Here is a 13,784-nt window from a genome sequence, read left to right as displayed (position 1 = left end):
TGATAGGTGCTCGACTGAAATTTTAAGTGAAGGCAGGTGAGATAATCGCCTGTTTTTTGTCTCTTTTTACCTTGGTAAAGCCGACAAATATCATAATAACTATATCGTTAATAGCGCCTTGAATTTGGCGTTATGCCAACTAATTGGCACAATCTAAGGCTATGGTTTACATGAAAGATATATTACGACATTAAATTGTGAAATCACTCGTATTTAATAATGATATTAGGTAGTATGCGCGTGATTTCCTATCACTCGTGAAACTTTGACATGAAACTAACACTAAAACAGAAGCTAATAGCTGCGAGCCTATCTGCTGTTGTCGTAATGGCGGCAGCATTGAGTTGGTTGTCAGCACACCAATTATTTGAACAGACTCGTAATGGCGTATATCTGCGGGCTGAAAGCGTATCTAAAGCAGCATCGGAAGGTATTAAAAACTGGATTGATATTCGTGCGGATATCGCTTCAGCATTCAATGATTTTTCACGAGAGGATGATGTTGTTCCTTTCCTTAAGCAAGCTCGTGTAGCGGGTGGCTTTGACGATATCTTTTTAGGTACTCCAGAAGGCGTAGTGTACCGTTCACATCCTGAACGTAACCGTGCAGATTACGATCCACGTCAACGCCCTTGGTACCAAGAAGCAAATGCAGCAGGTAAGCAGATCATTACTACGGCTTACCAAGATGCAATCACTAAAGCACTACTCGTGACCATCGCGGAACCGGTTCGTCACAATGGTCAGCTTGTTGGCGTAGTAGGTGCAGATGTACTTATCGACCAATTGGTTAACGACGTAATCAGCCTAGATGTGGGTGACAATGCGCACGCGATGCTAATTGATGCGTCTGACGGCACTTTCCTAGCGCACCCAGATTCAGCACTAAGCTTGAAACCAGTAAGCCAGCTTTCTAATGACATCTCTATGCCTATCATCGAGAACGCAGTGCGTACTGGTAGCATCGAGATCATTAAAGAACGTGGCGCTGAGAAGCTGCTTTACTTCACGAAAGTACCAAACACTAACTGGATCTTCGCGGTTCAGATGGATCGAGCGACTGAAGAAGCGAACCACTCAACACTACTTACTCAGCTTATTATGACTGCCGTAGTGATTACGCTTATCGTGATCGTACTGGTTTCTTGGTTGGTGAGCTTCCTATTCCGTGACTTAAACCGTGTATCTGCAGCACTAGAAGAGATTGCTTCAGGTGAAGGTGACCTTACTCAACGTCTTGAACCTAAGAGCGACGACGAAATTGGTCAGCTTGCACAAAACTTCAACCGTTTTGTGGGCAACATGCACACAATGGTGATCAAGCTAAGTGAGGTGTCTGCTGCATTGGGTAACCAAGCGCGTCAAACAGCATCACAAGCGGAAGAGCGTAGCGCTCGCATCCAGATGCAACAAGACGAAATCAATATGGTTGCAACGGCTGTTAACGAAATGGCAGCGGCAACACAAGAGATCGCGGGTAACGCAGACCACACGGCACAGAACTCATCTGAAGCGGTTGGTGCATGTGAGCACGGTACTGGTCAAGTAACACAAACTCAAAGCTCTATCCAAAACCTTGCTCAAGAAGTTCAGATTGCAACTAATGTAATCCTAGAGCTTGAAGAGCACGGTAATAGCATCAACGCTATCTTGTCTAACATTCAAGGCATCGCTGAACAGACAAACCTACTGGCACTTAACGCAGCGATTGAAGCGGCACGAGCAGGTGAGCAAGGTCGTGGCTTTGCGGTTGTTGCTGATGAAGTTCGTGTTCTGAGCCAACGTACACACGGTTCAACACAAGAGATTCAACAGACTATCGAATTGCTACAAGGTACAACAGGCAAAGCGGTTAGCATCATGAATGACAGCCGTACTTTGGCTGAAACCAGTGTTGATGACGCAAACTCAGCGGCTGCAAGCCTAACGCAAATTCATGCTGCTGTTGAACGTATCAGCGACATGGCGACACAGATTGCTTCTGCGGCAGAAGAGCAAGCGTCTGTAACGTCTGAGATCACTCGTAACACCGAGGGAATCCGTGACGTGTCTAACGAGTTAGCAGACGAAGCACACCAAGCGGCAGAGCAAGCAGCTCAGCTGTCTGAACTGTCTCACGAGCTAGAGAGCGAAATCAGTCGCTTCAAACTGTAAGTACTAAAGCGTAAATTTAAAGCCGAATGTGATTATCACATTCGGCTTTTTTGTACCTCTTATTCGGAGGCTTAGACACTAAGAACTAGTTGTTCGGGTAACCTGGGAACTTAGCTTTTAGATTGGCGCGAGTAGGGAAGTATTTCTCCATAAACTTCACCATCGCAGGGTCGTTCTTTTGAAGCTCTGTGAATGTCGCGGAACTTAGCTCTTGAGCGCTGTAGCCTTTGTAGTTTACGTCGTAGTAAGCGTACAGAGAGTACGCTAGGTATTCTTGATCGTATGACTCAGCGTCTAGGTCAGCTTCGACAATCGTCGAGTCTTTTCCATTTGGAAAGTAAGAGCCCGCAAGAATCGCTTTTTCATTCAGCTCATCGAGTTCTTTTTGCATCACACCCCACTTTGATGAAGGTGATTGTACCGCCAAATTCATCACACCGTAGTCGTGTACAAAGTGAATAATCTCTTCAAACGCAGCGTCTCTTTGTGCCACTAAGCCCGGCTTGTTTTCGCCTGCTGTAGTATCTGTCGTTTCAGTCGCGAATAGATCTTGGAAGCGGTAATTCTCATCTAAATATTCGCCTGCGTCCCTATTCGGGCCATCAGCCCAGTCTTCATCGTAAAAGAACGCCATCGCAGCTTTGCTGTCGTAGATCGCCTTGGTCACTTCAGCTGGGAAGTTATCAAGGTAGTACTGCATGATCTTCTTAACGTGCGCAACTTTAGCCGTGCCGTCATTCTGTGTTTTGTCTTCGATCAGTAAAGGGATCTTGTAACCATGAGCTTCTACGCAACTGCGTTGCTTGATGCCATTGTTAAGCAAGTCGCCTGTTGTGTCTGAAATAACAGAACAATCACTTGTTGGTACGCGAGCGAACGTCTTTGAAGCACTTTGAGCAAAGCTTGGAACAAATTGGATAGCGTTACTTAGGGTGTTACCCACGCGTACATAAAGGTTCATCGGTCTCATTTGGTCGATATTAAACTTGTCGCCAGTGCTATCGATGATGAATTGCTTGTTGATGGTTACGGTGTCGGCTTTTTTCCATCGAATGACGTTGTTGATGTTGTTTTCAACTTCTGCAATAGCAAGCTTTTCAAGGGTGCTCGTTGCGTTAAAGTTTTCGTAGTAAATATCGAAGTTTTCTACATCGAACGTTTTACCCGCTGAGTCTGTTGCCGTCACAGAGAAGGTAATATCTGCATCGCTTTGAGTCTTGTAATTGCGCTCAGGAATGCCGTGAACTTGTGCGAAGCTGCCACTAGATTTTAGATTATTACCATACTGAGTAATATCAATGTTCACGTTCTTATCTTTACCAGTTGCAATCGATTTAACACTGAATTGCAGTGAGTAATTACTTCCTAAGCTAACAACGGACTTTGCGCTAGATGCATCGATGACATTCTTTGAAGCGCTAGTGTTTTTGCTGTCGCTACTTCCGCCACACGCGGTGAGCATCGTAGTAAGAACAAGAGTTGGAATAGTGAGTTTGTATACCATAGGGAACCAAGTTATCTGCAAGCCATAAAGCCAGCATGCTACAAGAAATGGCATTTGTTATTAGTAAGCTTTTGTAAGCGATGTATTGGTAGGGCTTACAAATGAGTGGCTTGTTATTTGTTGGGGTTATTGGTTGAGGGTTGTTTGGGACTAGAGTTACAGACATAAAAAAGCCCGAGTATGAACTCGGGCTTTGGATGTTTATTTGTCATCAATGAAGCGACTAGATTGCCTGACGAAGTTGGAAATAGCGTCCTTGTTCGTTCAACAGTGTCTCGTGGGAGCCATGTTCTACAATCTCACCTTGTTCAATCAGAACGATAGAATCCATCGCTTCCAGACCAATCAAACGGTGCGTAATGAAGATAACCGTCTTGCCTTCAAAATGCTTCTCAAACAGTGCCATGATGCTCTGCTCAGTTTGCTTATCTAAGCCTTCGGTAGGCTCATCTAGAAGCAGGATAGGGGCATCATGAAGGATGGCACGTGCAATACCAACACGGCGCTTCTCACCACCAGACAGTTGACGACCACCGTCACCTAACCAGCTATCAAGACCATCATTCTCAAGCAGCTTTTCTAGGCCAACGTCTTTAAGAATGTTAGCTAGGTGCTCATCGTTAGCATCTGGTTTCGCAATCAACAGGTTGTCGCGTAGGCTGCCATTCAAGATGTCGACACGCTGACTTACCACACTGATCGACTCACGCAGTTGTGACTCGTTCCATTGTGTCAGTTCAATGCCCGCGATAGAGATATAACCTTTCTTCGGATCCCAGTAGCGAGTTAGAAGCTGAATCAGTGTCGATTTACCAGAACCCGTTTGACCCACAATCGCCACTTTGTTCGTTGCCGGAATCGTTAGGTCGACAGCGTTCAGAACACTGCGCTCAGAGTCAGGGTAGTTGAAGGTCACGTTTGAGAAGGTAATATCAAGCGGCTTGTTGATGTCTAGCTTCTCGTCTGCGAACTGAACTTCAGGCTCGGACAGAATCACTTCATTCAAGCGACGTGCAGAAGACAGAGTCTGACCTAGATGCTGGAACGCGCCTGCGATTGGCATCAAGAGTTCAAAACTTGCCATGGTTGCGAATGCCATTAACGCGATGAACGGGTCTGGAGCATTGCCACCCACGCCATCTGCCGCTAACCAAAGCATAAGAACCAGTGTCAAACCGTTGAACAGCATAAGCGCTGCTGAAGCCATACCGGTAAGATTAGCGTTTACAAACTGGTTCGCCATAAGCTTCTGTTGAGTTTCTAGAATCGCATTGCGGTAACGCTCTTCTGCACTAAACAGAGTCAGTTCGCTGTAGCCTTCAATCCAATCCAGAGTGGTAACACGCAGATCCGCTTTATTTTGTGTTAGCTCACCACCGTTGCGTTTACCCAGCTTGTAGAACAAGACAGGCCAAATCAACAGCATGATAAGCAGGATAGAACCTAAGATAAGGCCTAGCGAGGTATCAAACCACATCAAGAACAGAGTCAGGAAGAATATACCAAACACACCAACCGTCACAGGGCTTACTAAGCGCAAGTAAACGTGGTCCATGGCGTCGACATCAGCAACCAAGCGGTTCAGTAGGTCAGCGTCACGTAGGTTTGAAATACGACCTGGGATCAGCGGAGCCAGCTTCTTGAAGAAGAAGATACGTAGATCAGTCAGTAGTTTGAATGTCGCATTGTGGCTTACAACACGTTCACCCCAACGACCCGCAGTACGGCTCATAGCCAAACCACGTACACCACCACCCGGTAGCATGTAGTTGAAGGTTTCACGCGCAATCGTCAGGCCTGCAACCGCAGAAGCTGAAATGAACCAACCCGATAGCGTTAACAAGCCAATAGAAGCGGACAGAGTAGCAAAAGCCAATAGCATACCTAGCGATAGGCCAAACCAATGCTTTTTATAGAGTTTCAGGTAAGGCAGTAAATCACGCATCTAAATTACCCTTATTGTCTTGTTGAGCTAAGTTCGCGTTTAGCATCTCTTCAAATAAACCACCCGCAGTTGAAAGCTGAGAGTAATGACCTTGTTCCACAAGACCACCATCGCGCATAACCAGAATGTTATCGACCGATTGAAGAGGAGCCAGTTGGTGCGTCACAAGCAGGGCTGTGCGACTTTCAATGTTGCTGTTGATGCCTTTCATCACTAGCTGCTCACTACGAGTATCTAGGCTAGCAGTCGGTTCATCAAGCAACCAGAATTGGCCGTCTTGAATCATTGCACGAGCTAACGCCAAACGTTGAGATTGACCAACAGACAGGCCGCCAGAACGATCAGAAATCATGTAGTCCAAGCCATGCTCATTAACAAACTCGCTAGCGAAAGATTGGTCTAGTGCGTTTTGAACTGTTTGATCGGTAATATCTTGCTTACCTAGAGTGACGTTGTCACGAATGCTACCATGAAGCAACAGTGGGTTTTGGCCAACCCAGCTAATGGTCTTACGCCAAGATGCCAAGTCTAAATCACGCAGTTCAATACCATTGATTTTCAAGCTTCCTTCATAAGGCATGAAACCAAGAATGGCATTAATCAAACTTGTCTTACCCGCGCCACTTGGGCCAACTAATGCCGTCGATTGTCGAGTATTCAGTGCGAACGAAATAGGGCCAACCAGTTGAACACCTTCAGGGCTCAATACTTTCAAATCTTCAGCTTCAATACTGATGCCTTGAGCTGGGTCTAGTTGAGTGTCACCTGATTTAACCTTAGTGATGTCGGTTTCTAGGAACTCAACAATACTTTCGGCTGCACCTACCGCTTGTTGCTTCGCGTGGTAGAAAGTACCCAAGTCACGCAGAGGTTGGTAAAACTCTGGCGCCAAGATAAGGATAAACAGACCTGCGAACAGTGTAATGCCAACACCGTAGTGGCCGAAGTTAAGCTCACCGATGTAAGTGAAACCAAAGTAAACCGCCGTCATCGCAATCGAGATAGACGTGAAGAACTCAAGCACAGCAGACGACAAGAAAGCGATCTTCAATACATCCATGGTGCGCGTTCTGAACACCTCAGATGCGCCTTTCAACACTTCTGTTTCAGAGCTAGTGCGGTCGAAAAGTCGAATGGTTGTCATTGACTGCAAACGATCGTAAAAGTGACCTGAAAGACGCTGAAGTGCTTTGAAGTTTTTGCGGTTTGCGTCTGCCGCTTTCATGCCCACCAATGCCATGAACATCGGTACCAGTGGCGCAGTCAGCAAGAAGATAAGGCCGGCAGCCCAGTTTACTGGGAATACTACAACCAAAATAATGAATGGAATCAGTACCGACAAAGACATCTGTGGCAAGTAACGCGAGAAGAAATCTTGCATGTCTTCAACTTGTTCTAGCAACAGCGTTGCCCACGTGCCGGCTGGCTTACCTTTGATGTAAGCAGGGCCAAGTTCGCGTAGCTTGTCTAGAATGAGCTGCCTAATGTAGACACGGATCTGTTCACCACAGCGATAACCTGCGATTTCACGACCCCATGTACAGCCCGCACGGCCAACGACCGATAGTGCCAAGCCAGCAAAATGACCAACCAGTTCAGATTTATCGACATTTTCGATGATCAGCTGGTGAAGAATAGAGGCGAGAAGCGCTGCTTGAGCAATTAAAAACACACTTGAAAGTACGCCAAGGCTAATCGCAATCATAAGCCAGCGTTTTGCTAACTTACTTTGTTGCTTAAGCCACTTATTCAAGCTGCGTTGTTTTTTCTTATCCATTATGAAGGCTTAATGATAATTATTATTCGTTGAGGGCGGCTAGTATACAAAAGAAAGCCCAGTGGATATACCACTGGGCTTTAGGGATTTACAACAAAATGTGATGACGCCCTGCATCTACTAAGGCGACAGCACCGATAATCAAATCTGCAATCTCAGATTTACTTATCGTTAAGGCCATCTAGGAAGCGTTCAGCATCCAGAGCAGCCATACAACCTGTACCAGCAGAAGTGATCGCTTGGCGGTAGTTGTGGTCCATAACATCACCTGCAGCGAATACGCCTGGGATGCTTGTTTGTGTCGCGTTACCTTCCAGACCAGACTGAACGATGATGTAGTCATCTTTCATATCTACTTGGCCTTTGAAGATTTCAGTGTTCGGCTGGTGACCGATAGCGATGAACGCGCCCATTACGTCGATATCTTCTGTCTTGTCAGACTGAGTATCTTTAATGCGAACGCCCGTTACGCCCATATCGTCGCCAAGAACTTCGTCTAGCGTGCGGTCAGTGTGAAGAACAATGTTGCCGTTCTCTACTTTGTCCATTAAACGCTTAACAAGAATCTTTTCAGCGCGGAACGTGTCACGACGGTGAATCAGGTGAACTTCAGACGCGATGTTAGATAGATAAAGTGCTTCTTCAACTGCAGTGTTACCACCACCAACAACCGCTACTTTCTGGTTGCGGTAGAAGAAACCGTCACACGTTGCACAAGCAGAAACGCCACGGCCTTTGAATGCTTCTTCAGACTCTAAACCTAGGTACTTAGCTGATGCACCTGTTGAGATGATCAACGCATCACAAGTGTACTCGCCAGAATCGCCTTTAAGACGGAAAGGGCGGTTTGATAGGTCTACTTCGTTAATGTGGTCGAACAGGATCTCTGTTTCAAAGCGCTCTGCGTGCTCTTTCATGCGATCCATTAGTGCTGGGCCTGTTAAACCTTCTGCATCGCCCGGCCAGTTTTCCACTTCTGTTGTGGTTGTAAGCTGACCACCTTGCTGCATACCAGTAACCAGAACTGGGTTTAGGTTTGCACGAGCAGCGTAAACTGCAGCTGTATAGCCAGCAGGGCCAGAACCAAGAATCAATAAATTACAGTGCTTTACGTCGCTCATGAGGACTCCGAAATTGAATTTGTTTTAATTTATAATCGCTTAGGATTGTATGGAAAATATGGAGGCAATAAAAGTGTAAACAAGGGCTGAAGTGTAATTAATCGTTATAGTTTAGAACTTAATCGAGACAAACGTTTTCGTGGCTGGAAGAACAGTGAAAGCCATTGCATCAAGTAGGCTTGCATTTGTTTAGCTATGTTTATCGCTGTTAATTGAAATGGAACACAAAGAAGATTGTAGATTTATTTTCGAAATGGTTGGGATGAGGAATCTTGACTACTTTAGAGGGCCAATCTTTTCAGGTTGGAACGATTAAGTTCTTTGTATACATACCAATTTTTTTAGTCGTATTAAGGAGCGAGAAGCCAGGCTCTTTGAGTCTGACTCCTTGTAAAAATTGCTATTGGACCTATTAGAACTTGGGATGTTATTGCTCTAATTCAATAAAGTCTCGAATGCCGTGTGAGTATCCAAGAGCAAACGCTTGATGAACACTCTTATGGCGGCCATCAGACCTCGCTTGGCTCTGTCCTAGTTCGTTTATGTTTAAGTTAATTGAACTTTTTAGTTCACGCCCTTGTTCGTAACCGGAATTATATGCACATTGGCAACATTTATGACGCCCATTATTGTGCATCTGATGATTACTAAGATTCGTAAGTACAGACTCATCTAGTCGAATATTGTGTGTTTTGTTACATGGCATACATCGCTCCTATCCTGATTTTTCCAAATGAACTTATATCTTTTGTTGCATAACTAGTTCAATGCTGTAGATCAAACGATGTGTTATAACTTAGGCAGATGGGTGCTCTGCGTCTAGTTTCTTTAGGTAAATATAAATCTGTCTGATAATATCGAAAGTAATTATTAATTATCAGTGGTTTGTAAGGCAATGTTAGACGTTCATGTTAGGTTTTTTAAGGTAAACAAGTGCGGTTACTATAGTCATGGTAGTCGTTCTCCACAGCTGTCATCGATAGAAGATGCTCTTATTAAACTTGCAGATTGGGCGCGTGATGGACGAGAGTTTGTTAATACAACTACGTATGGTGCCAACCCGAATCGAGATCTGTACAATACATACTTCAACGACTGGGCTAAAAATGAGCTTACTGGTGACCATGTTTTAGTGCTTTGGAATGAAGTTCCAAATGACAATGGAGTGATATATGGTAAGAATCCATTAGAACACCCAGGCTCAACTAACATGCTAACAACTGGCTTTAGTGATGAAAATGTTATTCCTGGGCTACCAAGCTACTTCTGGTTTATTCCTGAACACAATGCTTTTGCAACCCTCAAATTCCAACACTCATATAATGGCAAAGGTAATTTAGATACTTATCTTAATGGGTTCTTGAGAAATAAATCACCTTACAGAGTCTTTAACCCAGAGGGTTCTGACCAAGTGATTGGTTACTCTTTGAATGGCACAGTGACTGATGACAGCGACAAAATTAGACCTTCGTTTCAAGCCGTGGGCATGAAGAATACAACGTTGGAACATGACTTGCTTAGAAATATCAGAAGAATCACAAAGTTGATTAAGAAAGAAGAACTAAGTTATTTGAACCCAGATAATAGACAATTACATGAGCGCGTCTTCGATTATGTATTCTCTGGGTTGACATCCGACACACCAGAGTTTGGTCGTCAAACAAGGCTGATTACTCATGAGTTACAATATCAACCCTCAGAAACTGAGCTAAGACAGATAGTTAGAAACTTTAATGAATCTGATGATAACTCTTTAAAGAATGTCGGGTTCCAGTACAATGATGGAACTCGAGTTATGTTGAGTGGCACGAGTATTACTAACGATACACGACTAAGTGTTCGCCGCTCAGATGATCAGAGTATTTCTGCTGAGCTTTTGCTAGAAACAATTGTTAGGGAAAGAGCGAATTTACTTGTCCCACTTAATGACATTCTGTCTTCTGAAGAATCGCGTAGCAGTGATACTGAAAGTGAACCTACAACAGACGAGTAATCTATCATGCGTATCATATTTTGGATTATCCCTTTGATAATGGGGGTATACTTTTTTAACGATACAGTGACTAGCTTTAAATATGAGCTATTTAAAGGTGTTGCTTCTAACTTACTCAGTTTATCCTCAATTATCTTCGCGATTATTGGAGCTTGGGTTGCTATCATTTACCCGAAGACTATCAGTCGAGTATTTAGTGGTAATGCCGCATCTGAAACTGCAGTGCAAGAAGCTGAAGAAGATGCTCGTTATCTTAGTCAGCTCGTATGGGTGATATTAGTTTCAGCCGGCATATTACTGACTATTTTAATGATTCAGATTTTGGTACCAATTTATATGAGTTTGCCTCAGCTTTACCAGTATGCTGATGTACTTAAAAGTATTGGATTTCCCATTCTTGGTTTTTTGGTTATCTTACAAGTATCCGTGTTCTATCACGTACTGAGTTTGAATTACAAATTATTGAAAGACGTTCGCAGGAATATAAATAGAGGACGAACGGATAGAAACCACCGATAGTTAAAGCCCGCAAATGCGGGCTTTTTTGATTTAGAGACGCATAACTTTTTAGTAATGCCAAAGCTCATGAGCAGGATTTGAATGAGTGTAAGTACTAAGTGGAAATGGGCATAAATGTGTTAGCGAAGAGCACCCAGATATTTTGAACACATGCCACATATCTCGAAACTACATCCATTGCATAGTGAATTTCTAACGCTTCATTCTTTTGCTTCAAATCTCACCCGCAAGATTCCACTTCAAATACCTTCGTGACAGAAAGACTAATCAACTCGCTCCCTTAAAAGAAATGAGCCATTGAGGGCGGCCGAGTTCCCCCCGAACTCGACCTGTTCCAGACGCGCAAGCAAAGGCGTGTGGATTCTGGCTTACTCATAAATTAACCAATTCCAGTTTGTTGTGTAAACAATCAATAGCTTGGCCACTGATAGGTAGGTCGTATTTCGATGTGCAAAAACATACAAATAAAGTATGTCGAAATAGAGGGATGAGCCTTGATGCAGTGGCTGGCGTATTGGTGGGAAATGGCTGGTAAAATAATAAACACAGCGTGCTAGTTAATAATATCGTTTAAATTGATTTTAAAGGTGTTTATAACTGGCTAGTGAAGTGTGCTAGTTTTAAGAGCTGGTCATCTTTTATTCTGGTGTTATGCACTGCTTTTGATTTTAAAGTTGGTTTTACTATCTTAATTTTTATTTCTGACGGGATAAATGATTGTTTATTATTGATTTGGCAAGATCTTCAAGTATCCTTTATGTAAACAAAACGTTAAATATCGAAAGTAAATTAACAATCATTAAGGAGTCGATGATGTTACACGCTCACGAAAACACCCTACATATTACCCATCTCAGTAACCACGCGGTTAAGGAGCTGTCACCTTCTTTCTCTAAGCTACCTAGCACAGAGCACGCAGACGGACAGTACCGATTGAGAAGGTACTCTGTGGTTGAATTCAGTAATGGACAAGTCGTTGAGCTAGACAAACATAACTTCGTTCAGTCTGAAGACATCAATCACTTTCAAGGTGATGTTGTTCGTCAATTCGAGCCAATTGAAGCGCCTATCCTAAGCAGCGAAGGCATGCAAGAAATGTGTGAACTGTTTATTGAAACCAACGGGCTTGAAGACGGACAAGAAATCGAAATCCACCAAATTCGTATCGCTGCCATTTATGAAGAGACACAGGTTGCGCCAGAAGGCGTGCACCAAGATGGCTTCGACCACATCGCGTTAATTGGCGTGAACCGTCATAACATTGTTGGCGGCGAAATCATGCTGTACCAAGATTCTCATGAAGCACCGTTCTTTAGAAAAGTGCTTGAAGATGGCGAAGTCGCAATGCTTGCAGACAGTAAGCTATGGCACAACGCACAACCAATTCGCACCATAGACCACGACGAGATGGGTTACATGGATGTGTTTGTTCTAACGGCTAAGGATGCGCGCAATGTCCTTCACTCTTAATGATGTACGCCAGCAGTTCAGTGCGCTAGGCCAATACCACGACGGTAAGCCAGTTACCTTTTTTGATGGCCCGGGTGGCTCTCAGGTTCCTGAGAATGTTCTTGCGTCGATGACAGAATACCTTGGCCACTTTAATTCCAACTTGGGCGGCCACTACTTTTCGAGCCAGAAGACGACAGGCTTGATGCAGCAAGCGCGAGAGTCAGTGCAAGCGTTACTGAATGCCGAATCTTCTGGCAATGTTGTGTTTGGTGCTAACATGACCTCGCTGACATTTCAGCTTAGCCGAGCGATCAGCCGCGATTGGCAAGCTGGCGATGAGGTGATTGTTACCGCGCTAGACCACTACTCGAATGTATCGAGCTGGCAACAAGCAGCAGACGACAAGGGCGCGATTGTTCGCCAAGTTCGTGTCGACGAGTCAGATTGCAGCCTAGACATGGCACACTTCGAATCGTTACTGAACGAGAAAACCAAACTGGTTGCTGTGACCTTTGCGTCAAACACCACGGGCTCAATTGTTGATGTCGCGAAAGTTATCGAGCTTGCACACCAACACGGCGCTCAGGTGTATGTGGATGCTGTTCATTATGCACCACACCATTTGATTGATGTTCAGCAGTTAAACTGTGACTTCTTAGCGTGTTCGGCTTACAAGTTTTTTGGCCCTCACGTTGGTATTGCTTACGTGGCGCCTCAATGGCTACATACGCTAAAGCCATACAAGGTTGAGCCTGCCACTAACATCGGGCCTGGACGTTTTGAAACAGGAACGCAAAGTTTTGAAGGCCTAGCGGGTGTGATTGCTGCGGTGGATTATTTGGCACAGTTTGGTGAGCCAACCGACTCATTACGTTCTCGCCTAGAGCAAAGCTACGCGCTTTATAACAAGCATGAAAGCCAGCTGAGCGAGTACTTCCTAAAACGCTTGGGCGATCTAGAAGGGGTTAAACTCTACGGTAAGACGGAATTTGATTCGAACCTAAGAACGCCAACATTCGCCATCACCTTTGATAATCACTCACCAGAGTTTATCGCTAAGAAGCTGGGCGAGCATAATATCTGTGTGTGGAACGGACACTTCTACGCATTAGGTTTGGTGAAGCAGTTAGGTATTGAAGAGCAGGGTGTAGTGCGTATTGGCTGTATGCATTACAACTCGATTGAAGAGATTGACCTACTGTTCAACGTGCTCGAGGGCATTGTTAGAAATCACTAAAAGCGGGTTACAGAATTAGAAAAGAGCATACTTCTCTCAAGAATATTGAATCGGGAGTATGCTCTTTTTTTTGACCTTGCTT

9 protein-coding genes are annotated in these 13,784 nt (G+C 44.4%); 5 read left to right on the top strand and 4 right to left on the bottom strand.

The features are described from left to right. Positions 1–270 precede the first annotated feature (270 nt). A complete protein-coding gene (locus L1D11_RS13825; RefSeq protein WP_239833026.1) occupies positions 271–2,154 on the top strand; it encodes a methyl-accepting chemotaxis protein in 1,884 nt (627 codons plus the stop codon). Positions 2,155–2,239: 85 nt separating this feature from the next. Here the strand turns inward: L1D11_RS13825 and L1D11_RS13820 are convergent, their stop codons facing one another. The 4 genes from L1D11_RS13820 to trxB all read right to left on the bottom strand — a co-directional run bounded on the left by L1D11_RS13820 (position 2,240) and on the right by trxB (position 8,501). After that, positions 2,240–3,658 (bottom strand): hypothetical protein, encoded by a 1,419-nt coding sequence (locus L1D11_RS13820; protein ID WP_239833025.1) that lies wholly within the window; start codon positions 3,656–3,658, stop codon positions 2,240–2,242. 223 nt (positions 3,659–3,881) lie between these two features. Next, entirely contained in the window at positions 3,882–5,603 is a 1,722-nt protein-coding gene (gene cydC, locus L1D11_RS13815) for a cysteine/glutathione ABC transporter ATP-binding protein/permease CydC (protein ID WP_239862577.1), read from the bottom strand. After that, positions 5,596–7,380, bottom strand: a complete 1,785-nt coding sequence (gene cydD, locus L1D11_RS13810) for a cysteine/glutathione ABC transporter permease/ATP-binding protein CydD (protein WP_239862575.1) — start codon at positions 7,378–7,380, stop codon at positions 5,596–5,598. Before cydD ends, cydC begins: the two co-directional genes overlap by 8 nt. A 161-nt stretch (positions 7,381–7,541) precedes the next feature. Beyond that, complete coding sequence (gene trxB / locus L1D11_RS13805) at positions 7,542–8,501, bottom strand: thioredoxin-disulfide reductase (protein ID WP_008223323.1); 960 nt, start codon at positions 8,499–8,501, stop codon at positions 7,542–7,544. A gap of 895 nt (positions 8,502–9,396) precedes the next feature. On the opposite strand from trxB, the gene L1D11_RS13800 reads away from it, so the two are divergent. The 4 genes from L1D11_RS13800 to L1D11_RS13785 all read left to right on the top strand — a co-directional run bounded on the left by L1D11_RS13800 (position 9,397) and on the right by L1D11_RS13785 (position 13,702). Continuing rightward, a complete protein-coding gene (locus L1D11_RS13800; protein ID WP_239833920.1) occupies positions 9,397–10,494 on the top strand; it encodes a hypothetical protein in 1,098 nt (365 codons plus the stop codon). A 6-nt stretch (positions 10,495–10,500) separates the two neighbouring features. Further along, complete coding sequence (locus L1D11_RS13795; protein WP_052879100.1) at positions 10,501–11,013, top strand: hypothetical protein; 513 nt, start codon at positions 10,501–10,503, stop codon at positions 11,011–11,013. Between the two features lie 813 nt (positions 11,014–11,826). After that, positions 11,827–12,483, top strand: a complete 657-nt coding sequence (locus L1D11_RS13790; protein WP_128162609.1) for a 2OG-Fe dioxygenase family protein — start codon at positions 11,827–11,829, stop codon at positions 12,481–12,483. After that, entirely contained in the window at positions 12,467–13,702 is a 1,236-nt protein-coding gene (locus L1D11_RS13785) for a cysteine desulfurase-like protein (RefSeq protein WP_239833919.1), read from the top strand. Before L1D11_RS13790 ends, L1D11_RS13785 begins: the two co-directional genes overlap by 17 nt. The last annotated feature ends 82 nt before the right edge of the window (positions 13,703–13,784 follow it).

This window comes from Vibrio sp. Isolate32 (genome assembly GCF_022397955.1).
GTDB lineage: Bacteria > Pseudomonadota > Gammaproteobacteria > Enterobacterales > Vibrionaceae > Vibrio.
The sequence above is the reverse complement of the archived record's forward strand: the minus strand, read 5'-3'. Positions and strand labels throughout refer to the sequence as shown.